18 protein-coding genes and 3 tRNA genes are annotated in these 22,231 nt (G+C 53.2%); 11 read left to right on the forward strand and 10 right to left on the reverse strand.

The annotated features are described in order from the left end of the window. Positions 1 to 18: 18 nt before the first annotated feature. The 9 genes from JFL75_RS19925 to argF all read right to left on the reverse strand — a co-directional run bounded on the left by JFL75_RS19925 (position 19) and on the right by argF (position 8,994). Positions 19 to 354: an anti-sigma factor antagonist gene (locus JFL75_RS19925; RefSeq protein WP_215628426.1), complete on the reverse strand. Its 336-nt coding sequence runs from the start codon at positions 352 to 354 to the stop codon at positions 19 to 21. A 65-nt stretch (positions 355 to 419) separates the two neighbouring features. Next, positions 420 to 2,099 (reverse strand): energy-dependent translational throttle protein EttA, encoded by a 1,680-nt coding sequence (gene ettA / locus JFL75_RS19930; RefSeq protein ID WP_215628661.1) that lies wholly within the window; start codon positions 2,097 to 2,099, stop codon positions 420 to 422. Between the two features lie 274 nt (positions 2,100 to 2,373). Beyond that, entirely contained in the window at positions 2,374 to 3,066 is a 693-nt protein-coding gene (gene trhA / locus JFL75_RS19935) for a PAQR family membrane homeostasis protein TrhA (protein WP_223292712.1), read from the reverse strand. Positions 3,067 to 3,102: 36 nt separating this feature from the next. Beyond that, entirely contained in the window at positions 3,103 to 3,930 is an 828-nt protein-coding gene (locus JFL75_RS19940; RefSeq protein ID WP_215628427.1) for a 23S rRNA (adenine(2030)-N(6))-methyltransferase RlmJ, read from the reverse strand. Between the two features lie 61 nt (positions 3,931 to 3,991). Continuing rightward, entirely contained in the window at positions 3,992 to 4,819 is an 828-nt protein-coding gene (locus tag JFL75_RS19945) for a hypothetical protein (RefSeq protein ID WP_215628428.1), read from the reverse strand. A gap of 476 nt (positions 4,820 to 5,295) precedes the next feature. Further along, on the reverse strand, positions 5,296 to 6,201 hold the full coding sequence (locus JFL75_RS19950; protein WP_251106209.1) for a DHH family phosphoesterase: 906 nt from the start codon (positions 6,199 to 6,201) through the stop codon (positions 5,296 to 5,298). A gap of 70 nt (positions 6,202 to 6,271) precedes the next feature. Beyond that, complete coding sequence (locus JFL75_RS19955; RefSeq protein WP_215628430.1) at positions 6,272 to 7,438, reverse strand: M24 family metallopeptidase; 1,167 nt, start codon at positions 7,436 to 7,438, stop codon at positions 6,272 to 6,274. A 1-nt stretch (position 7,439) separates the two neighbouring features. Further along, positions 7,440 to 7,868 carry a hypothetical protein gene (locus tag JFL75_RS19960; protein WP_215628431.1) on the reverse strand — a complete coding sequence of 143 codons (429 nt, stop codon included), beginning with the start codon at positions 7,866 to 7,868 and terminating at the stop codon, positions 7,440 to 7,442. Positions 7,869 to 8,049: 181 nt separating this feature from the next. Further along, entirely contained in the window at positions 8,050 to 8,994 is a 945-nt protein-coding gene (gene argF, locus JFL75_RS19965) for an ornithine carbamoyltransferase (protein WP_215628432.1), read from the reverse strand. A 674-nt stretch (positions 8,995 to 9,668) separates the two neighbouring features. Between argF and JFL75_RS19970 the strand changes: the two genes are divergently transcribed. Then, complete coding sequence (locus JFL75_RS19970; protein ID WP_215628433.1) at positions 9,669 to 12,425, forward strand: tetratricopeptide repeat protein; 2,757 nt, start codon at positions 9,669 to 9,671, stop codon at positions 12,423 to 12,425. 279 nt (positions 12,426 to 12,704) lie between these two features. Here JFL75_RS19970 and JFL75_RS19975 read toward each other — a convergent pair whose 3' ends face one another. Continuing rightward, positions 12,705 to 12,842 carry a hypothetical protein gene (locus tag JFL75_RS19975; protein WP_215628434.1) on the reverse strand — a complete coding sequence of 46 codons (138 nt, stop codon included), beginning with the start codon at positions 12,840 to 12,842 and terminating at the stop codon, positions 12,705 to 12,707. A 125-nt stretch (positions 12,843 to 12,967) separates the two neighbouring features. Between JFL75_RS19975 and JFL75_RS19980 the strand changes: the two genes are divergently transcribed. From JFL75_RS19980 to JFL75_RS20025, 10 genes are all read left to right on the forward strand, one after another. Beyond that, positions 12,968 to 13,040: transfer RNA gene (locus JFL75_RS19980), tRNA-Met, on the forward strand. 167 nt (positions 13,041 to 13,207) lie between these two features. After that, positions 13,208 to 14,320, forward strand: a complete 1,113-nt coding sequence (locus JFL75_RS19985; RefSeq protein WP_215628663.1) for a DNA adenine methylase — start codon at positions 13,208 to 13,210, stop codon at positions 14,318 to 14,320. Between the two features lie 32 nt (positions 14,321 to 14,352). Further along, positions 14,353 to 16,149, forward strand: a complete 1,797-nt coding sequence (pyk, locus tag JFL75_RS19990; RefSeq protein ID WP_215628435.1) for a pyruvate kinase — start codon at positions 14,353 to 14,355, stop codon at positions 16,147 to 16,149. Between the two features lie 108 nt (positions 16,150 to 16,257). Further along, positions 16,258 to 16,650 (forward strand): hypothetical protein, encoded by a 393-nt coding sequence (locus JFL75_RS19995; RefSeq protein WP_215628436.1) that lies wholly within the window; start codon positions 16,258 to 16,260, stop codon positions 16,648 to 16,650. An 8-nt stretch (positions 16,651 to 16,658) separates the two neighbouring features. Further along, positions 16,659 to 17,192 carry an adenine phosphoribosyltransferase gene (locus JFL75_RS20000; RefSeq protein ID WP_215628437.1) on the forward strand — a complete coding sequence of 178 codons (534 nt, stop codon included), beginning with the start codon at positions 16,659 to 16,661 and terminating at the stop codon, positions 17,190 to 17,192. A gap of 74 nt (positions 17,193 to 17,266) precedes the next feature. Further along, positions 17,267 to 17,337: transfer RNA gene (locus tag JFL75_RS20005), tRNA-Gln, on the forward strand. A gap of 8 nt (positions 17,338 to 17,345) precedes the next feature. Continuing rightward, a tRNA-Glu gene (locus tag JFL75_RS20010) sits at positions 17,346 to 17,417 on the forward strand. A gap of 135 nt (positions 17,418 to 17,552) precedes the next feature. Further along, complete coding sequence (locus JFL75_RS20015; RefSeq protein WP_215628438.1) at positions 17,553 to 18,149, forward strand: TetR/AcrR family transcriptional regulator; 597 nt, start codon at positions 17,553 to 17,555, stop codon at positions 18,147 to 18,149. 104 nt (positions 18,150 to 18,253) lie between these two features. Then, positions 18,254 to 20,245, forward strand: coding sequence for an alpha-amylase family glycosyl hydrolase (locus tag JFL75_RS20020; RefSeq protein ID WP_215628439.1), 1,992 nt, complete (start codon positions 18,254 to 18,256; stop codon positions 20,243 to 20,245). A gap of 279 nt (positions 20,246 to 20,524) precedes the next feature. Then, positions 20,525 to 22,231: a DUF5312 family protein gene (locus tag JFL75_RS20025; RefSeq protein WP_215628440.1), complete on the forward strand. Its 1,707-nt coding sequence runs from the start codon at positions 20,525 to 20,527 to the stop codon at positions 22,229 to 22,231.

A 22,231-nucleotide genomic window follows, 5' to 3' on the forward strand; every position in this document is an offset into this window, starting at 1 on the left:
AGAAAGGACCGGGGGCTGTTACGACAGCTGGGCAATTGCCTCGTCGAGGTTTTCCGCCACGGGCAGATAAATCATAACCTTTGTGAGTTCAATCGATTTTCTCACCGAGCCGTGTATATTGGCGATAGCCAGTTTGAGGTTTACCTTTTTAGCGGTGGAGCAGATATAGATCAGGGCTCCTATACCGCTGGAATCAATATAGTCAACTTTTTCAAGATTTATAATGAGACGCTCAACTTTCTTTTCAAGCATTTTCATGAGCAGTTCTTTTAATTTATAGGAATTATACAGGTCCATATCACCCTCTGCATCGATAATATAGATTTCTCCTGTCTTACGGATTTTTAATTCCATAACAGTCCCCTCATCCTTGCTGCCGGTTAATTCTTACGTATCAAAATCTTTTTTGCTTACCGTATCTATCGTTCCAGTTTGCGGTACACATAGCGGTGCGGCCTGTCGGCGGAAGCACCCAGCTTCTGGCGGCGCCATTCGGCGTATTCCGACCAGTTGCCGTCATACCAGACCACTTCCCCGTCTTCAAAGGCAAGAATATGGGTCGCGATCCGGTCCAGAAACCAACGGTCGTGGCTGATTACCACCGTCGCGCCGGCAAAACCGTCAATGGCTTCTTCCAGCGCCCGGAGGGTGTTTACGTCAAGGTCGTTGGTAGGCTCGTCAAGGAGCAGAACATTGGCTCCTTCCTTGAGCATGAGGGCAAGGTTCAGCCTGTTCCGTTCCCCCCCGGAGAGGACACCGACTTTTTTCTGCTGGTCCGCCCCGGAGAAGTTATACCACGCGCAGTACGCCCGGGAATTGACTTCCTTTACGCCGCCGAGTTTTATAATATCCAGACCGCCGGAAAGCTGTTCCCATACGGTCTTATCCGGATCCAGGGCTTCCCGCATCTGGTCGGCAAAGGAGAGCTTTACGCTTTCGCCCAGACGGATTTCTCCGGCGTCGGCTTTTTCAGAACCGGTGATAAGCTTGAACAGCGTCGTTTTTCCGGCGCCGTTCGGCCCGATAACCCCAACACATGCCCCGGGGGGAACGGTGAATTCAAGATTCTCGAAGAGGAGCCGGTCGCCGTAGGATTTTGTTACGTTTTTAGCTTCGATAACAACCTGGCCGAGTCTCGGTCCGGGAGGGATGGTGATTTTATTTTCCCGGATTTTTTCACGTTCCCCGTCCTGCAGCAATTTTTCATACTGGCTTATTCTGGCTTTGCTTTTGGCGTGGCGGCCCTTGGGGCTCATGCGGATCCACTCCAGTTCCCGTTCCAGGGTTTTGCGGCGTTCGCTTTCACCTTTTTCTTCCTGGGCAAGGCGCTGCTGTTTCTGCTCGAGCCATCCGGAATAATTTCCCTTCCAGGGAATACCTTCACCGCGGTCGAGTTCGAGGATCCACCCGGCTACATTGTCAAGAAAATAGCGGTCGTGGGTAACGGCGATAACCGTTCCGTCGTACTGCTGAAGGTGGTGTTCCAGCCATGCCACGGTTTCCGCGTCTAAATGGTTGGTAGGTTCATCCAGGAGCAGTATGTCCGGTTTCTGGAGGAGCAGCCGGCAGAGGGCTACCCGCCGTTTTTCACCGCCGGAAAGCACATCCACAACCTGATCGCCGTCGGGGCACCGCAGGGCATCCATGGCGAGTTCCAGCCGGCTGTCGAGATTCCAGCCGTCCTGGGCTTCGATTTTTTCCTGGATCGCCGCCTGGCGTTCCCCGAGTTTTTCGTAATCCGCGTCCGGATCGCCGAAGGCTTCGCTCACCGCGTCAAATTCCTTAAGCAGATCAACCAGCTCCTGAACGCCCTCGGAGACGACTTCCTTTACGGTTTTCCCCGGTTCCAGGCGAGGTTCCTGTTCAAGGTATCCGATGGTAAATCCCGGACTGACGGATGTTTCCCCGGAGAATTCGGTATCAACCCCGGAAAGAATTTTCAGAAGGCTGGACTTGCCAGAACCATTCAGTCCGATTACCCCTATTTTCGCTCCGTAAAAATACGAAAGGCTTATGTCCTTTAAAACCTGTTTGGTGCCGTGTTTTTTTGAAACCCGGTACATTGAATAAATTACTTTCTTGTCGTCCACCGTTGCCATTGGCATACTATACCGATAAACATCCTCTGCGGGAAGAGGCAGTGCAGAGTCTTCCAATCCGGAAAGCACCCGGTGTTACCATCATACCCGGGTGCTTTCCGGCTTAACCGGCTCTGTACTACCCGGAAAGAGGGGCGTTTCCCCATGTACTGGGTTTATAATACTCGGGGTAGTTTAAGGCTGTTCAAAAGGCATCCGTGTCAGTTAGCAGGCCTCCCGGACCGTCACCTCCATGCTGCTTTGATGCTTAACGATGAACGCGGATGTCCTTCTGTCAGCTCATGAACCAGATGGACCACCAATGGCATACCGCGCCGATAAGCACGAAAACATGCCAGGTGACATGGGCGCCGCGGGTGTCCTTTTTACGGTACCAGATCGTTCCCAGGGTATATGCCAGACCGCCGGCAAGAAGCAGGATCAAACTGATCCTGGGGATTGCCCGGTACAGCGGGATCCACCCTATCACAATGGCCCATCCCATGAGAATATAAACGGCGACTTCAATTTTTTTCAGCGGTTTGTAGTTGACCGCATAAAGGGTTATACCCGCGGCGGCAAGGCCCCATTCCACACCGAACAGGCTCCATCCCCAGGCGCCCGGCAGGGCGGTCAGGCAGAAGGGAGTGTAGGTTCCGGCTATAAGCAGGTAGATTGCCGAATGGTCAAGAACCCTGAACACCCGCTTAGCCCCTTTGTGCTGGATGGCATGATACAGGGTTGACGCAAGGAACATGCATATCATAGTGACGGCGAAGATAACATAGGAAGTAACCGCCAGGGCGCCGCCGCCCCTGCCGCCAATGTAACCATTGGCCCGGAGGGTTAACAGGACCAGCCCGGCTACGGCCAGGAGTACCCCAATGCCGTGGAGAATGGAGTTGGCTATTTCTTCTCCCACGGTCTGAAAGGGGAGTTCCGTAATTTCTTTGAAGGATTTATTCTTTCTGGGCTGCGTCATGTACATTTGGACCCCGGCGAAGCCCAATAGTTGCATGACCTTTCAGTCCGTCCAGGAAAGCCGCCAGGAACCACCCAATGCGGCGGCGAGGGCAGGGAGGCTTTCTTCCAGAGCTTCCTTAAGCACCCAGGGGGGATTAAAAACGGCCAGTCCGCTGCCGTACATTCCCCGCTCCGAGGGAGGCACCGGTGATGTTTGCAGGGTCACACAGCAGCGGTTTCCCTGGTACAGCTCCATTAAAACAGCGGGAAATTCCCGGGCTTCCCTGCGGTTCAGCAGGGGAAACCAGATGATATATACCCCCGCGGGAAAACGGCGGATACCCATGGCCAGGGCTTGCGGAATCTGTTCGTAATCGGTCTTCATTTCGTATGAGGGATCTATAAAAACACATCCCCGTCCGGACCGGGGCGGAAGCAGCCCTTTTAATGCTCCGAGCCCGTCCTCGTTCCTGGGGTGAAACCTCCGGTCTTTTCCGAGGTTTTCCTGCAGCAGTGTAAAATCCGCCCGGTGAAGCTCAAAACAAAAGGCCTCATCCTGACCGCGGAGCAGCGTCTGGGCAATCAGGGGCGATCCCGGGTACCAGTCATTATCCGGAAAATCACGGCCCAGCACCGAGAAATACGGGCCGAATAACGGACAGGCCCGGACGGTTTCATCCGCCGTTATCCTGGCAATCCCCGCTTCCCATTCCCGGTTTTTTGCCGCAAACCCCCGGTTCAGGGAATATCCGCCCGCGCCGGCATGGGTATCGATATACGTATAAGGTTTATCCTTTTTTCCGAGATACGAAAGGCAGAACCCCAGGACCGAGTGCTTGAGCACATCCCCGGCATTGCCCGCGTGAAAAGCGTGGCGGTAACTGAGCATGGCAGTATACTACCCCGGGGATGGCGGTGCTTCAAGCCGGGGCCGGTGCTTCCCGGAACGGTTAGTCCCGGCTGTGCTTCCATTTTTCTTTTAAGGCATACAGATTTGAATCCACCGTGCCTTTGGGAACCCCCAGGACCTCCGCCACCTGACGGTTGCTTGGTTCGGTCCGCATCCCCGCAAGGCGTTTCCGCATGGATGCCAGCCGCTTCCGGCCTTTTTGAAGCCGGTCCCGCATATTCTCCCGGTGGGCGGATCCTTCCGGCGCCGCCTTCATCCGTTCTTCAAAAGAAATACACCGGTAATATTGATTGAAGATACGTTCCCGGAGCCCCATGATCTCCCCGTCCCGTACAGCGCGTATCTGCCGCAGTTTTTCAATAAGTTTCTTCAGAATGATTTTATCGACTTTAATCGCCGGGGCCACCCGTTCTATAAAATCATCGGAGACAAAATAATAGCACTTCAGAAGCAGTATCAGCACCTGCCGCGGATTCGGTACGGTTTTAAAGGGAATCTGGATTTCCGGATAAGCCGGTTCTTCGTTGAGGGTTACCATATCCATGGTCCGCGCGTTCCAGTACGCCTGTTCAAGCGCCGAATGGTCCGCTTCCTTCGAACGGTATTCCCGGGCGGACCAGCGGATTAATGACCCGATATACGCGTCAAAGGAAGAGCCCCGGTCGGTATAATTCTCTATGGCCCGGCATATCCGGGGGTACAGCCAGCACAGGTAATCAGTATAGTCTTCCTGGTTCCACCGGGGAACATTGAACCGCCGGGCATTTTCTAAGATGAATCTGAAAATATTATCTTCCAATTGTTTCCTGTTTATAAATCCCCGGGTATATTGATTCATATACTCCGTCAAAGTCAGAGGGTACTGCATGATTCCTCCTTGCCTGTGATGTGCGGGATAACTGTTTTCATGAAACGGTAAACTAATAAGGCCGGGATTATATCATTTTGAATTGGTTTTTATATTATTTTTTTCTTTTTTCCGGAAGATTTTCTTTCCCGGGGCTGCCGGTGCGGCGGCGTCTTCCGGGGCTGAAATTTTCTTCCGAACGGCGCTTTACAGGAAATCAGGGGCTGTTTTTTGCCGCCCTGTTGGATACCGTTTATTTACTTTTATTGTAAGCAGATACTGTATAGCAATACATATATATTGCGGCGGCGGTAATTATCGGCGGTATGGGAAAAACCCAGGTCCCCGAAATACGCGGAAATTTTTATTGGCAGCGGGATATGCGATTTTCATTCTATTGATATGACAGATGTCATGAATGCTGTATTGCCTAAATTCAGACATTTTTAGTTTTAAAGAAAAAAGAGATTTCCGGCGGGTCAGAAAAAACGGTAAATCTACAGAACTCTGCGGAATTCCTCAATCAGCCGGGAGCGCACGTCAGCGATCGTGCCGGCTGCGCTGAGCCCCGCGGCGTTTTTATGGCCGCCGCCGCCGAAGGCCTGGGCTATTTTGGAGACATCCACCGCATCCCGGGACCTGAGTCCCACGGTACAGTTCTCCGGGGTTTCCTGGCGGATTACCGCGATAGCTTCAACTCCAGCTACGGACTGCAGAAGCTGATAGAGGGTATCCGAATCCCTGCCCTGGAGTCCGAAACGCTGGGTTTCATCATATTCTTCCGTGGTAAGAATGAGCTTTCCGCCGAAGAGGGGTTCCGCCCGGGAAAGGACGAGCCCCATGAGAATACGGGAATCCAGGCTTTTCCCGCCGTTCATGGCCAGGAAAGCTTTTTTCGGACTTGCCCCGGCGTCAATCATCCGCGCCGCGGCCCGGAAGGTTTCCGCTCCCTTCTCATCCACATGGCGGAAGAACCCCGTATCGGTGCACAGGCCGAAAAGCAGAAGTTCCGCTTCCTCTCCGGTCGGTTTGAGGCCGAAGGCTTCAATTACCGCAAGTACCATTGCGGTCACCGAAGGCGCGCTGGTATCGAGAAAAACCGCATCCCCCGCGGGATTCGCCGAGGCATGGTGATCGATTACCGCCGAGGGAAGTCCCTCCAGATACGGTCCCAGATCCCCGGTCCGTTCAGGGGATGAACAGTCGCATATTATTACTCTGGCGTTTTCCCGGTCTGCTTCGGAGGGAAACGGTTTAAAACGGCTTTCGTATTGCTGAATTTCGATGCGTTTGAACGGCCCTGAGGAGCAGGGGACCGCGGTTTTGCCGAGCCGTTCCAGGAGTGAGCACAGGACCAGCTGGCTCCCGACGCAGTCCCCGTCGGGTTCCTTGTGCCCTGCCACGATAAATTTATTCCCTGCGTTTATAAAATCAATTAAATCCTGCGGAACCGGTAATGGAAGCATTTCATCCTTAGCATGTCAGCAGACGGAACTGGCGGTCCCGGCCGGAAACAATGGGTTTTCCTTTTTTAATATACACATCTATTTCAGTCCGCATCCCGAAATCGGAAAAGTAAATTCCCGGTTCCAGAGAAAAACAGGCCCCGTCCAAAAGCAGCCGCTGGTCGGTAAATTCGACGGAATCGATATTCACCCCCGAACCGTGGCATTCGGTATCAATACCGTGGCCGGTGCGGTGCTTTATGGCGGATCCGTAGCCGTGGCCGATCAGGATCTCCCGGGTTTTCGCGTCCACCATGGCGCCGGTGGGACGCCGCCCGGCGCTCAGTTCTTCTTCTATAAAAGTATAAGCCCCCTCCCGGGAACTTACAAGATTCGCGAAGGCTTCTTCAATTTGGGCCGGAGCGTTTTTGGCGAACACACCCACCCATGAAATATCAGCGTAAATCGCTTTTTCGGTTTTTTCCTTTGCCCAGAGATCAAACTGGACGACATCGCCTTCCTTAAAGGGGGCTCCCCTGCCGGAAAAATCGTAATGGGAGTCGGACGAATTTATCCCCGTGCCGACCACCGGGGGATGGTCCGTGGCAATGTTCCGTTCGTCCATTTTTCTGAGCATGGCGTCCCGGATATCCCCCTCATACAGAACGGTTCCGGCGGCGTAGGCTTCCCTCACCATAGCCCAGCATTCATCCACAATATCGTAGAGGTGCCGGGCGGCTTTCTCATGGCTTTCTATGCCCGTCTCATCCAGGAGTCCCTTAAAACGCTGGACCAGGGGCGCTGCGGAACACAGCTGCAAGCCGGCGGATTCGAGAATGGCGGCGGTTCCCGCGTCAAGGTATGAAAGGATGGATATGGTTTCCGAAACATGGGCGCCCCAGGATTTCCCGCCCAGGGTTTTCAGGGCTGAATTGAGCTCCTCCCTGCTGTAGTAGGAGATCTTTTCCCCGGGAAGGGTATCCAGATGGGTTTCCTCAATGGCGTGAACAATTTTTACGGGACTGCCCTCGGCGGGAACCGCGTAAAACCAGTGGCGGGAATTGGTAAGCCCCGGGGACAGTTCCAGGATGTCATCGGAGAGCCGGTCCCGGTGCCTGAAATTCCAAAAAAGCCACCCGCCGAGGTTTTCCCCGCGGATAGCTTCCTGAATAGCGTTGAGTTTCCGGAAGGGCATATTAGAATTCCAGCCTCAGGTCATCGATACCTTCGAAACGGTCATCGAGATTCACCTGAAGGGGAACATTCCCCCAGGTTTCGTGGTTCATCTCCCGGCGGACATAGAGCCGAAGGTGGCTGAATTCACCGTCTTTGTAGTATACCGTGAGGTAGGGCCAGGATTTTCCCGGGCCGAGCCGGATAAGATCGGCTTTTCCCGCGGTTCCCTCGAACCATTCTATAGGAAGATACGCCCTGGCCATATCGTTGACCCCCTTCCGGTAAAGCACAATATAGCCTTTCCGGTAGGGATACACTTTTTCCACCGGCACGCTGACATAGAAATATTCCGATTCGTTTTCCGGAGAAATTTCCGTGGTCTGCGCGAAAAGCGGAGCCATGGAACAGAACAGTATAAGACTTGCTATTATAATACGGACGGCCTTCATATCAATCCCCCATATAATATCTGATAGTGTCACCGACAAGGACAAAGTATAAACCGTTGCCCTCCGGTCTGCAAGGGCAATTCCATTACATTAGTAATTAATTCGGGGTTTTTTTACGATTGTTTTTGACATTTCAGAATTTATTTTTCCGGGCGGAAACAACCCGCCCGGAATAGGGTGCCTATAAGCCCATAGTAGCGAGCATGATCGCTTTTATTGTGTGTTTCCGGTTTTCCGCCTGATCCCAGGCCCGGCTTTGGGGGCCGTCGATTACGTCCGCCGTAACTTCCTCGCCTTTTACCGCCGGGAGGCAGTGCAGGAAGATGCTGTCTTTCCGGCCGGTCCTGTCCATCAGGGCCTGGTTCACCTGGTAGGGTTTTAAAAGGGAAATTCTGCGTTCCCGTTCGGATTCCTCACCCATGGAAACCCAGACATCGGTATACACCGCGTCGGCTCCTGCCGCGGCGCCGAGATCCGCGGTAATGGTCAGCTCCGCGCCGGTCCCTGCGGCGATTTCGCGGCAGGACGCCATCAGTTCCGCGTCGGGATGCAGCTCCGCCGGGGTAATAATTGTACAGTTGATGCCCATTTTCGCTGAAATAACCAGGAGCGACCGGGCGACATTGTTCCGGCCGTCCCCGGCAAAGACCAGCTTTTTTCCCGGTCCGGTGCCGAAATTTTCCTCCAGGGTCATCAGGTCCGCCAGAGCCTGGGTGGGGTGGTAGCTGTCGGTGAGACCGTTGTACACGGGAACTCCCCCATGCTCCGCCAGGGTTTCTGCGGTTTTCTGGCTGAATCCCCTGAACTGGATCGCGTCGAACATGCGTCCCAGTACCCGGGCGGTATCCTCCACGGATTCCTTTGCCCCCAATTGAATATCCTGGGTCGAAAGGAAGACCGGATGGCCTCCTTCCTCACCGAAGGCTGTTTCAAAGGCGCAGCGGGTTCTGGTGGAACGTTTCTCAAACAGGAGCGCGATGGTTTTCCCCGTGAAACGCTGGCGGTTTTCCCCGCGCTTTTTTTCCTGCTTCACCCGGTGGGAAAGATCGAGAAAATACCGGATTTCTTCCGCAGAATAATCGAGCCATGTAAGCAGTGACCTGCCCTTCAGTGTTTCAGCGTTCATACAACCTCCTGTAACGGTATACATAGAAATACTAAATTACGGCGGTATTGTGCAATAGTGGGGGAGCACAAAGTCTTTCAAGCCGGAAAGTACCCGGGAGGACCGGTTCTGCGGGTCCTGTCACAGAGAAATGGGTTTGGCTCCTCATCGGCCTTCGGCCTCGAAAGTCGCTCAAACCCATTTCTCTGTGACACCCGGCGTTACCAGTACGGCCCGGGGGCTTTCCGGATCAACCGGCTTTGTGCTGCCCTATCAGGAGGGCTGCTCCCCCTGCGCTCCAGCCTTGCCGAATTGTGTGTGGAGTTTTGCTCGGCAAAACTCCTAAAAGACTTGCCGGCAGAGGCGGCAAGTCTTACGCTACCCCCACTTCTGGTTCCTGGGGCCGGTTTATTGGTCTGTGACATTGGACTTCGCTTATCTCTGGTTTTGTGTGATATTCGATACTACCTACCGTTAGGTATATTATCCGGACTTAATCGGCTCTGCGATGGCCAGATGCGGAAGCCTTTATAACAGCTGACATTACCAGATACCAGCATCGCACCTTCCAGAAGCAGTCTCACACACCCAGCACCCCGCGTTACCGTTTTCCGCCATGCTTCTTTGCCGCTTTTCCTTGCTGTTGCCCCGGGTTTCTGCCGAAACTGTAATTATACTGTAAAGGGACATATACCATGGTTCAATTGTTTTTTGGCCTCCGTTATCCTCACCAGCTCCGCAGGACCCGGCAGCGTCTCACCGCGGCCATGGAGGCGGGAATTGTTTCTACCATCGAGGCTTCCGGGGGTACGGTGGACCGGGAACAGAAATATATCGCCGCCCAGTTTGACAATGGGGCGGTCGCGTTCTGGCTCGATCTTCTGACGGTGATGGAGGACATCCACGGTATTATCCAGGGGGCAGCCAGGAACCTCTACGGCCACAGCTGTATAATCGGCCGGAATATTCCGGAAGACAGTGTTTACCAGGTCCTCCGGGACCTCTCCTCGGGTGACGGGCAAACCGGCATCTGGTGTGACGAGGATCTTCTGCCTTTTCTTAAGTTTTACGCTGAATTCGGCAGTCCCCGCCGGCACAGTCTGCTGAACCGGAGTTTCGTTCCGGTGACGGCATTCCGGACCGTGACGGAAACCGGCGGCGGCATTGCCCTGCGGAAAAATATAATGGAAGCTCTGGAGCAGCGCGGCTATGACCGGTACATGATCCTGATAGGACCGGAGTTTTCCGGTATCCGGGACGGTGTCTACCATTTCTGCCGGGAAAAGCTGGGGGACCTTCCTCCGTATACTGTCCGGTTCGGCGCCGGCGGCCGGGGACTGAGCTGTTTTACCGATGCGTTCACCGGCGAATTACGGGACTTTCTGGCAGGATCAGCGCCGGAAGAGTCCCTCCGTGAGATGGATGAAATCCGGGAAATCCTTTCCCGGGAACGTCTCAGGGATGAATTTTCCGGTTATTTATCCGCCCTGGGGCAGCGTTTCATGGATCTTCTCTGGGAAAACTATACAGCTGCCCTTGCCCGCAGCAATCTTGAGCCTGTCCTGATTCTGGAGAACATCCACAACGCGGACCAGTGCGCCCTGGATATGGCCCTGGACCGGTGCAGGACAATTACCGGGAGCAATACCGGCGCAATCTACTGTACTTCCCGGCGGGAAGCGGGTCTTGAACTATGGAAGGACATAGGTTTCAGGATCCGGGTAATCAGCTTTCCGGAGAATTTCAACCCCGATTCACTGGGACGTTCCAGCGGAAACCCCCTGTGGTCCGGCGCGTCGGATCTCAGGGAAATCGCCTATATGTGTTTCCTTATGCGGCCGTATTTCCCTCCGGCGGACATGGTCAGGATTTTTGAAGAGGATGGGAAAAATCCCCGTACCATCGGCAAGGCGTTTTCCATGCTGTATCAGCTGGGGATTATCAACTGTTTTGATGATCCCCAGCCGAGGATCAGGGATTTCGATACCGCCACTGAGGAACTTTCGGACGAACGGAAAAATCTGATCGCGTCCATGGTTCGGAACCGGATGCTCGTTTGGGTATCCCAGGGAAGGCTTCAGCCCTGCTACAACCTGATCCGGGCTCTGGCACGGCTCGGGGACCGGGGCAGCGATGATCTGATCCTTGACGCGGTTTGCCGGGATGTGATCGACGGAACCTACGGCAGTATCGAAGAGGATCTGGACAATGAAACCTTCGGGGCCGTTGTGGGGGATGAACGGGTCCAGTCCCTGCGTTATATCGTGAGAACCCTGGCGGTGCTCATCCACGGAACGGAAGCAGAAATAAAGGAAGTTTTTCTGTATCCGCCGCCGGAGGAAGCGCCGTCGCCGAGGTACCGGGCCTACATGCTTTCGAATCTTGCTACGTACCAGGTAGGAATAAATGATCTCGAAACCGCCGCGGAATCCGTAAAGGAAGTTATGCTTCTCAGCCAGGAATCCGGCCGGATGCGGGGCCTTGCCCGGTCGTACCGGCTTTTTTCCCTGGTAAACCTGAGCCAGGGCCGGCTCAGCGACGCCATAGATTACCTCGACTTTGCCATGGATAACGCCGGACGTTCGGAGGATTTTGAGGAACTGGCGATTTCTGTATATTATGCCGCGGGCACCCACTATTTATTCGGCAATATAGCCAAGGCCGAACGTCTGGCCATGGACGCGGAAAAGACGGCGCTTTCCTGCGGTCTCAGCTCCTGGGCGGACAGAGCCCGCTTCTTCCGGGGCAGGATGCTTTTTGAAAGCGGCCGCTATTCCGATGCGGCGGAACTTTTTTCGGCGATCACCAGCAATCCTGTGGGTCTCCTGAATGAAGAAGCCCGGGGGACGCTGGCGGCCTGGATATTCAGAACTAAAATATACCTTGGAAAAAGCGATACGGCGCCGGTTTCTCCGGCGGGGTGGGACGGTTCCCTTTTCGCGATTGAATCGGCGTATATGGCGGGAAAGTATGAATCGGCGGTGGAACTGGCGGACCGTATGCTCATCGACCTTCCGGATCAGGATTTTCCCTATATCGAACAGCCTGACTGGCGAAGCGGCTACGCCCAGTGCGAACTCCTGCTTTTTCCGAAAAAGGATTTCTGGCGGCGGATGATCAATACCTACCGGGCGCTTTCGCTGGGTAAAATCAGCCTGACCTCCGGCGGCGATACGGAACAGGCGATCCATCTGATGCAACATATTACCCGGGACGAACGTTTTCCGGAAACTGACCCGAATGATGCGTTTTATTATTTTGCCCTGTACCGCATACTTCAGGAAACAGGATCCCATGAGGTAGACATGAATACCGCGGTGAGCATGGCCTTTAAAAAACTCCAGAAGCGGGCCAGCCGCATCGACAATATCGAAATAAAGCGGTCCTTTCTTTCAAAACATTACTGGAACGAAGCCCTCATGTTCGCCGCCAAGGAGCACAAGCTTATTTAAGCAGGCGCCTGCATTATATCATCCGGTACGGCCATGCTTCTATGTCGCTTTCGTGTATACTGCGGGTGCCCTGTCTTTGAGGGGTTTCTGGGTATGGGGGTATTTTGGGGTATGTGGTTGCCGGGAGCGGTTGGCGCTGCCATCTCGGGTTCCGGAGCATGACCGGAAAAGCGGCCAATCCGGAGAACCCGAAGAGGGGGCAGCGTAAGACTTGCCGCCTCTGGCGTCAAGTCTTTTAGGAGTTTTGCGGAGCAAAACTCCACAACTGGAGCGGCAAGGCTAGAGCCAGGGGGAGCAGCCCGCGTGGCAGGGCAGTACCGGGCCGGTTAAGCCGGAAAGCACCCGGGCCGCAATGGCAACGCCGGGTCTGTCGTATAAAACGGCTTTCGAGGCCGCAGGCCGACGCGCCGCCATCATCCCTCTTCCATGACAGGGCCCGCGGAACCGCTACTCCCCGGGTGCTTTCCGGATTGTCAGTCCCGGTGCTCCCCCGCATTATTGACAATCTCCGCCCTTTTTGGTACGGTAATGCTCACATTCAAGGCGGCATAGCTCAGTTGGTAGAGCAAACGGCTCATATCCGTTCGGTCATAGGTTCAAGTCCTATTGCCGCTATTTTTTCAATCCAATTTCCTGTCCATACCGGCGGGTGTTCAAAAAAAACGCACCCGCAGACACTTGCTGTTGACCGCAGATCCGCGTACAAACTACAATAAATATGAACGCCGAAAACCGGGTAACCGTTATGGTGTATTATCAATTTAACGTGGACAGGCTCTTTGGTGGAAACCCCCGCAGCAGAAAATGAACCCTATCTTTCCCGGCAGCTCATAACGTACCTCGGCAACAAACGAAGCCTTCTGGGGTTCATCGGCAACGGACTCGGAATCGTAAAAAAACGGCTGAACAAAAAGAAGCTCCGGCTGTTTGATGTATTCAGCGGTTCCGGGATTGTCTCCCGTTTTTTTAAACAGCACGCGGAACTGCTCATTGCCAATGATCTCGAAAAATACGCGGAAATCATAAGCCGGTGCTATCTTTCGGATCCGTCGGAAGAGGAACTCCGGAAACTGCGCCAATACCATGAGGTTGTTTCCTTCAGACTCAAAAACGAACCCCTCAGGACTGGTATTATCAGCGAATTATACGCCCCCGGAGATGACCGCAGTATCCGACCCGGAGAGCGGGTTTTTTATACCCGCAGAAACGCCTGTTATATTGACAGCGCCCGGCAATATATTGAAGAAATAGCAGAGCCCTTCCGTCCTTTTCTTACGGCGCCGCTGCTTTCCGAGGCCTCTATTCACGCCAATACCGCCGGGGTTTTTAAGGGGTTTTACAAAGACCGCGCCACCGGTATCGGCCGGTTCGGCGGCAGCGGAGGAGATGCCCTTTCGAGAATCAAAGGGGATATCAGCCTGCCGTTTCCGGTTTTCAGCAGTTTTCCCTGCGAAGTCCGGGTCTGCCGCGAGGACGCCAATACGCTGGTCCCTTCTCTGGATGAAGTGGATGTGGCGTATTTCGATCCTCCCTATAACCAGCATCCCTACGGTTCGAACTATTTCATGCTCAACCTTATCTGTGACTATACCATGCCCGATGCGGTAAGCCAGGTTTCGGGCATACCCTCCGGATGGCAGCGTTCCGCTTTCAACCGGAAAAAAGAGGCCGCCGCGGCGCTGCGGAATCTGGCGGAAACCGTTAACGCGAAATATCTTCTTATTTCGTTTAATTCCGAAGGTTTTATTTCCCGCCGTGATCTTACGGTAATCCTGGAAAAACTGGGCAGGGTTGAGATCCTGGAAACCCGGTACAACGCTTTCCGCGGAAGCCGCAACCTCAGCAGCCGGGACATTCACGTTACCGAGTATTTATATCTGGTAGAAAAATGGTGATCCTTCTATAGTTTATATCAAGGAAGTAAAAAATGAAGAAAATCAGAAACACCCATATTGTCTGTACCATCGGCCCCGCTGTTGAATCTCCGGAAATCCTCCGTTCCATCATCCGTACCGGTATGAACATCGCCCGGTTTAATTTTTCTCATGGCAGCCACGAATATATGGCTGCGGGCATGGCCCGGGTCAGGAGCGCTTCCGCCGCGGTGGGTATACCTGTCGCTTTGATGCTCGATACGAAAGGTCCCGAGATCCGTACCGGAGCCATCGCGGACGATAAGACCGTAACTTTCCGGACGGGCGCTTCTGTGGATGTTATTGCCGAATCCGATGCCCGGCTTCTGTACGGTGAGGACGGCGCCTATACGACTTCGGCACGGATTACCGTCAGCTACGCTGAACTCGCCGACGATATCAAAATCGGCGCGCGGATACTTATCGCCGACGGGCTGATAGAACTCGATGTGGTTGGCCTCGAGGACAGGCTGATCCGGTGTACCGTGGCAAACGGCGGCGAAGTCGGCAGCCGGAAAAATGTTAACATCATCGGAGTCCGCACGCGGCTTCCGGCAATGACCGAGCAGGATAAAAAGGATCTCCTCTTCGGCCACGAAAACAATATGGATTATGTCGCCGCTTCGTTTATCCGGAAAGCCTCGGATGTTACCATGATACAGAAATACCTGGCGGAAATCGGATCGGATATGCCGGTGATCGCCAAAATCGAGGATGAAGAGGGCCTTGAAAATATTGAAGAGATCATCCGGGTTTCTGCGGGGGTTATGGTAGCCCGGGGTGACCTGGGTGTGCAGATCCCCGCGGAACGGGTTCCGCTGGAACAGAAACGTATTATAAATCTGTGCAATCTCGAAGGCAAACCGGTTATTACCGCTACCCAGATGCTCGATTCCATGATACGCAATCCCCGGCCCACCCGGGCAGAAGCGGGGGATGTAGCAAACGCCATCCTCGACGGGACCGACTGTGTCATGCTTTCCGGTGAAACCGCCAGCGGGATGTTCCCCGAAGCGGCGGTGGAAGTGATGGACCGCATCGCCCGGGCCGTGGAAGATTCGGAAGAGTATTCCCACCATCTGGATGAGCGGCGCAGGGCCCTGGCGGATGATGATGACCTCACCCACGTTATAGCGGAATCAGCGTCCTGGACCGCCGATAAGATCGGCGCTTCCTGCCTTATCGTTCCCACCCTGAGCGGGAAAACCGCCCAGCTTGTCAGCAAGCACCGGCCCCGGCGGTCCATTGTCGGCGCTTCTCCTAATGAGCAGGTACGCCGGCGGCTTCTGCTGTACTGGGGCGTAGCGCCGGTTGCCGTGGTACAGCAGGATGATTCCGAAGCCATGATCCAGGGCGCTATTGCCGCAAGCATCCAGGAAGGGTTTGCCGCTCCCCTGGATAAGGTCGTCGTTGTGGCGGGACTGCCGGTTAATTCACCCTTAAGCTCCAACAGCATCCGGGTCCATGTTATCGGCAATGTCCTTGGCCGGGGCAGCCGGGGATTCGGCGGGCGGTGTACCGGCCGTATCGTCAAGGCGCAGAATCTCGATGAAGCGTCCCAGGTCCTCCGCAAGAAAGGTGGTGAAATTCTGGTTACCCATACCCTGGATGAGACATTCATCCCTATCCTGCGTATCGTTGACGGGGTAATCCTGGAGGGGGCTTCGGAAATGTCGAAAAAACTCATCCGTACCGTCAATCCCCACATCGTATATGTTGCGGAAGTTCCCGACGCAATGACATTCTTCGAAGAACACATAATTGTAACCTTGGACGGCGATGAAAAACTTATTTACGAAGGGAGTCTCTGACAGGGCAGTTCCGGTGTACTGCGGCTTTTCCGCATTTTCCATGGGGGAAAACCGCATTGTGTTTCATTAAGATTGACATATTTCCCCGGTAAAGCTAGACTTAAGCACGTGAAAACTAAAAAGCATATTATTATCGTAACGGACGGTACCGAAGCGGTCCAGAAAATTGCGGGCCAGATTGCTTCCGAGCTTAAGGATCACCAAGTGATATCCAAGACGGCGGATGATTTCGCCGCAACGGACCTGCTTCCGGCGGATATTTATTTTTTCGGCTGTGAAAAGGCGAAACCGGCTTTGTTTTCAGGGCTGGAAGAAGTGCTGCTTCACATAAATCTGGTAGGACGGCCCTGCGGGCTGTTTACTTCCGGGGATGAAAAAGCCGTGAAATATCTCAGGAAGATGGTCCATGATTCGGAACTCGATGTTAACACCGATCCGTTTGTGGCCGGCGCATCCGGGGCTATTAAAAGCTGGGTCCGCAGCGTACAGCAGGGGAGCTGAACATTCCCATGAATACCGCATTTAATCTCGATGATTACATCAGGAAAGTTCCGGACTTTCCAAATAAAGGTGTGCTGTTTTACGATATAACCAGCATCCTCGCAACCCCGAAGGCATTCAGATACTGTATCGACTCCATGGTCGATATTTACACGGATAAAACCATTGACGCTGTAGCCGCTATCGAAGCCCGTGGATTTTTGTTTGCCGCTCCCTTCGCGGACCGTATGCAGATTCCGCTTATTCTTATACGGAAAAAAGGGAAGCTTCCGGGCAAAACCCTCTCCAAGAAGTACCAGCTTGAATACGCTGACGCTGAAATCGAAATCCATCCCGATGATGTTCCCTCAGGGAAGAGGGTGCTGCTCCTGGACGATCTCATCGCCACCGGCGGAACTTTAAAGGCTGCCACGGAGCTGATCGTTCAGTCCGGCGCGTCGGTACCCGAAATATTCGGTGTGGTGGGGCTTCCTTTTCTCAATTATGCCGCGGTTCTGGATCCGGTGCCCATTCGGACATTGATTCAGTACCACTCGGAATAAGCCTGTAAATACATCACACTCCTGATTGACTTTTTTTTTCTATGGTGATAATTTTTCTGTACCGTAAGGTCCATTCCCCGGTTGTGTAATGGTAGCACGGCAGACTCTGGATCTGCTTGTGGGGGTTCAAATCCTCCCTGGGGAATATTTTCCGGCCCCTTCGTCTATCGGTTAGGACATGAGATTCTCAATCTTAAAAGAGGGGTTCAATTCCCCTAGGGGCTATTGAGCTCTTTCAGAAAACACCAACACCAACACCAACACCAACACCAACACCAACACCAACACCAACACCAATTATAGTTTTTATAAGGCGAAAAATTTACTTGACTTTTATATACCTAACGGTATATATAAAATATGAAGAATGATAACAGCAGGAATACTATTCTCCAGTGCGCTCTCACGCTTTTTTCCGAAAAGGGTTTTGACGGAGTGAGTATAAACGATATAGTGGAAATGGCCGACATAACCAAGCCGACTTTGTATTATTTCTTTGGAAGCAAGGAAGGCCTTTTTAAGGAAATTCTCTTTATACATTATGATGTCCTGAATGGCCTGCTGCAGAATGTATGCTATTATGAACCTCATTTGTCAGATTACCATGCGGATGTTGAACCGGTTCTCAGAAGAATAGTCCGTACGTATTTTGATTTTGCTCAGAAGCATGCGCAGTTTTACCTTATGGCCCTGTCTTTGACCTTCGCACCGCCCACATCGCGGCCTGCTGAATTAGCTGAAAATTACCACCGCGTTCAGTATGAATTAGTAGAAGCAATGTTTCTTCAGATATCCAGATCTCATTTTAATCTCAGGGGCAGGGAACAGCTTTGTACATGGCAGTTCCTTGCCGGTATAAACGCCCACATAGGATTCTGGAACCGGGGGTTCGGGTCCCTCGACGACTCGAACGTGAATGCTCTTGTTAAGCAGTTTATGCATGGTATTTTTTCATAATCGCAAGTTCCATGGGTGAAGTGCTTTTATTATAGTATTTATATACCTAACGGTAGGTAAATAGATTGTTAATTATACCTACCGTTAGGTATAAAAGGATTGATATGACAAAGACAGAAAACCTGATTACCATGGACCCATTTCTTTTTCCCTATGAAGACTGGCTGGACTGTTATATGGATCACTACCGTAAGACAAAAGCCTGGATTCTAGAGAACAACCGGGACCTTTCATCCTTTGCCTGCGGCCATCTGTATTACGGATTTCATGAAACCGGGGACGGGTGGGTATACCGGGAATGGGCGCCCAATGCCCGGGAAATATCCCTGATCGGCGATTTTAATCAATGGGACCGGACGAAACATGTCCTCAGAAGGATATCCGGTGAAAACTGGGAGTTATTTGTTCCTGACTCCGGCGGACTCCCCCACGGATCACGGGTTAAAATCCAGGTCAGTGACGGCCGGAGCCGGTTTGACCGCATACCGCTCTACTGCAGAAGGGCCGTTCAGAATACCCGGACCTATGATTTTGACGGACAGATCTGGAATCCCCGGGAATCTTTTCCATGGACCGACGGTAATTTTCATTTCGATAACCAAAGGGCTCCGTTTATTTATGAATGCCACATCGGTATGTCAGGTGAAAATGAAGGGGTATCGTCGTTTTCGCAGTTTACCGAATCGGTGCTGCCTAAAATAAAAAAACTGGGGTATACCACGGTCCAGATCATGGCTGTTATGGAACATCCGTATTATGCGTCCTTCGGATATCAGGTCACCAATTTTTTTGCCGTGTCGAGCCGTTTCGGTACCCCGGAGGATCTCAAAAACCTGGTAAACACAGCCCATTCCATGGGGATAGCGGTGATTATGGATATTGTCCACTCCCACGCTTCGGGCAATGTTCTGGAAGGCCCCGCCTGTTTCGACGGTACCGAAGACCAGTTCTTTCACGCGGGGCCCCGGGGCCACCATCCTGCGTGGGGCACGAAGCTCTTCAACTACGGGAAACCCCAGGTCATTCATTTCCTTCTTTCCAACCTGAAATTCTGGCTTGAGGAATACCATTTTGACGGTTTCAGGTTTGATGGTGTCAGCTCCATGATTTACCGTGACCACGCTCTGGACCGGACGTTCACGGGTTACCGGGACTACTTTTCCCGGAACACCGATGTAGAGGCGCTCACGTATCTCCGGCTGGCCGCGGATTTGTGCCGGGAAGTAAAACCCGGCTGCCTGCTCATTGCCGAGGAAGTAAGCGGTATGCCCGGAATGGCCCTGGACAGGGAACATGGCGGAATCGGGTTCGATTACCGTCTCGGCATGGGGCTCCCGGATTTCTGGATAAAAACAATCCAGGAAAAACGGGATGAGGAATGGAATCTGGGACTGCTATGGCATGAGCTGAACCAGCGCCGTCCCGGCGAAAAAGTTATCGCCTACGCCGAATCCCATGACCAGGCTCTGGTAGGGGACAAGACCATCATGTTCCGTCTGGCTGGCCAGGAGATGTACTGGCATATGGATCTGGCCTCGCGCAGTCCCGTCATTGACCGGGCCATGGCTCTCCACAAAATGATCCGGCTCATCAGCTGTTCCGCCGGCGGGGAAGGGTACTTAAACTTCATGGGCAATGAATTCGGTCACCCCGACTGGATCGATTTTCCCCGGGAAGGCAACAGCTGGAGCTACCGGTATGCCTGCCGGAAATGGAGTCTGGCTGACAACCCCGAGCTCCGGTATCAGTACCTCCGGCGTTTTGATGAGGAAATGATCCGCCTTATGCAGGATGGAGATATTCTGAATTATCCCAGTGAACTGCTTATCCACGACGAATCCGCCAAAATTCTGGTTTTCCGGAAAGGGCCCTTTCTGTTTTTCTTTAATTTTCATGTCAGCAGCGGCTATACCGCTCATATTCCCCTGGGCCGCCCCGGGCAGTACAGGACGGTCCTTCATACGGATTGGAATATTTTCGGCGGCACAAATATCAATCTGCATGAAGACTTGCCATCCCATGGCGGTCGGGACGGAACCTTTCTGTTTCCCCGGCTCGGAAGCCGCTCCGCCGGCGTGTACCAGGAGTGGGGGTAGCGTAAGACTTGCCGCCTCTGCCGGCAAGTCTTTTAGGAGTTTTGCCGAGCAAAACTCCACAAACAATTCGGCAAGGCTGGAGCGCAGGGGGAGCAGCCCTCCTGAGCGGGCAGCATTGAGCCGGCTGAGCCGGAAAGCACCCGGGCTGTAACGGTAACGCCGTTTTTTTCCCGGCAGACCCCGCGGCACCGTCCCCGCCGGGTGTTTTCCGGTTTGAAAGACCCGGTGCTCCCCCATATATTGTTGACCGATAGTCTGCCTGCACCGTATAGTAAATGTATGGAAGACGGCGGTGTTTTTAACCGGTTGGTATCGGAACTATCCCTAAGTGAACGGGGCAGGCTGCTTTCGAAGCTCAATTCCCATTCGGAATTAACCCAGGAACCGCTGTATGTTGAGGAAAAAGGCACCGCTGCCCTGGATATAAAGCAGCAGTATGAAAAAACTCCCTGGTATATGCGGCTTTTTTACCTCATCGTCGGTATTTTTAAAAGTAAGACCCCTGAAAGTGTGTTTGAGGACCGGCTTGTGGCCAGACTGGGAGCTATTATCGATGACAAAAGTCCCGGCTTATACGACTACCGCCGGGAACTGCTGCTTCCCGACTTCCAGAAAGAACTCGTAGGATTAAAGGAAAATTCCCGTTTTTTCTATAATGCCCTGGATGTAAGCGTAAACAGGGATAAGGGCGCTTTTTTCGTTTTCCTGGCATCCCTGGAAATGCCGGAAATCCATAAACAGCTCAGTGAAGATACCGATCCGCTCACTATCGCCCGGAGCAATCCCGGGAGTTCCGAATCCGAAGTACACCAGAAGTCGCTCCGGACCATGGAGAATATCCTCAATTCCATTACCGATGATCAGCGGGGCGTGATGTACTACAATGCCCGGTCCCTCTATTGTCTCAAGGAACTGTCCTCGTTTCTCTTTGACCGGATCGTAAACGCCTTCAGTTTTGAGCCTTCCGCAGCGGGCCCTGCCTGCGCGGTCCGGCTTGTCCGGGACCAGCTGGTTTCGCTCAACAATGTTCTGTATTCGATGTCCCACGTTCCGTCCATGCCGCTCCTGGAATCCCTTTTCGTTTTTATGCTCCAGGATCACATGGGCGATGTGGTCTTTGATGTGGAGTCGGAAATAAAAACCCTCCTGTCCCGGGCAGAGGTTTCCCTGGGCGGCATCCGGCGGTTCAATAAAACGGTTCCGCTAACGCTGATAATCCGCTGCGCTGTCCGGAACATGGCCCTTTCCCCGAAGGCCATTCCCGGCGGGGAGGACTGGTTCGCGGTATACCGGGATTACTGGAAAAAACAGATTGACGACCAGTACCGCGAATTTGCCAAAACCCGGAAACAGAAAAACCTGGCGGAGGCGTTTAAGCAGTTTCTTATGGGCACCGACCTGAAACCTTTGGCCAATGCCGCTTCGGATTCCGATCCCGACCGGATCACTGTCGCCGGAGCCCTGGGACTTTCATTTTTGGCCGCCTTTCATACGACAATATTCTCCAGGGATCTCAACAAGGTACTCCGGCCCATACTGCTGGACGGGGAGTTTTATAAACGGGAAAACAGGACGGAATTCACCGAAGCCTATAACGACCTGATGAAGCTGGACGACACCGTTTCTAAATTCGACTCGAAACTTTCGGCGGAGGGGGACTATGGAAAACGGTACGCGACGGCCAAGGGCGAGATCGCTTCCCTGCCGATAAAACGCCGGAAGATTCAGAATGTGGTGCAGGAAGCGTCGGAGGAATCCCTCCGCATAATTGATACCGCCCGGCGGGCGATGAAAACCCTGATACAGGTGCTCAACGGAATCCTTAAAAAGGATCCCACGGGGCACTTCGATACCCTTTCCAATTTGGCATCCTTCACCGGCAAGAACACGCCCCTGTTTACCGATTCCATCGAGGATACCCTTGACAAGCTCGAAAAAGCCCTGAATCTTTTGGATGAGGTAAATATCCTCGAAGTAGGGAAATAA

The organism is Breznakiella homolactica, assembly GCF_016616095.2.
Taxonomy (GTDB): domain Bacteria; phylum Spirochaetota; class Spirochaetia; order Treponematales; family Breznakiellaceae; genus Breznakiella; species Breznakiella homolactica.

Coding starts and splice junctions, on each gene's coding strand:
- JFL75_RS19970 (WP_215628433.1), top strand. CDS start 9,669: ATGGTTCAATTGTTTTTTGGCCTCCGTTATCCTCACCAGCTCCGCAGG.
- JFL75_RS20025 (WP_215628440.1), top strand. CDS start 20,525: ATGGAAGACGGCGGTGTTTTTAACCGGTTGGTATCGGAACTATCCCTA.
- JFL75_RS20000 (WP_215628437.1), top strand. CDS start 16,659: ATGAATACCGCATTTAATCTCGATGATTACATCAGGAAAGTTCCGGAC.
- JFL75_RS20020 (WP_215628439.1), top strand. CDS start 18,254: ATGACAAAGACAGAAAACCTGATTACCATGGACCCATTTCTTTTTCCC.
- JFL75_RS19955 (WP_215628430.1), bottom strand. CDS start 7,438: ATGCCCTTCCGGAAACTCAACGCTATTCAGGAAGCTATCCGCGGGGAA.
- JFL75_RS19975 (WP_215628434.1), bottom strand. CDS start 12,842: ATGATGGCGGCGCGTCGGCCTGCGGCCTCGAAAGCCGTTTTATACGAC.
- JFL75_RS19940 (WP_215628427.1), bottom strand. CDS start 3,930: ATGCTCAGTTACCGCCACGCTTTTCACGCGGGCAATGCCGGGGATGTG.
- ettA (WP_215628661.1), bottom strand. CDS start 2,099: ATGGCAACGGTGGACGACAAGAAAGTAATTTATTCAATGTACCGGGTT.
- JFL75_RS19925 (WP_215628426.1), bottom strand. CDS start 354: ATGGAATTAAAAATCCGTAAGACAGGAGAAATCTATATTATCGATGCA.
- argF (WP_215628432.1), bottom strand. CDS start 8,994: ATGAACGCTGAAACACTGAAGGGCAGGTCACTGCTTACATGGCTCGAT.
- JFL75_RS19945 (WP_215628428.1), bottom strand. CDS start 4,819: ATGCAGTACCCTCTGACTTTGACGGAGTATATGAATCAATATACCCGG.
- trhA (WP_223292712.1), bottom strand. CDS start 3,066: ATGTACATGACGCAGCCCAGAAAGAATAAATCCTTCAAAGAAATTACG.
- JFL75_RS19960 (WP_215628431.1), bottom strand. CDS start 7,868: ATGAAGGCCGTCCGTATTATAATAGCAAGTCTTATACTGTTCTGTTCC.
- pyk (WP_215628435.1), top strand. CDS start 14,353: ATGAAGAAAATCAGAAACACCCATATTGTCTGTACCATCGGCCCCGCT.
- JFL75_RS20015 (WP_215628438.1), top strand. CDS start 17,553: ATGAAGAATGATAACAGCAGGAATACTATTCTCCAGTGCGCTCTCACG.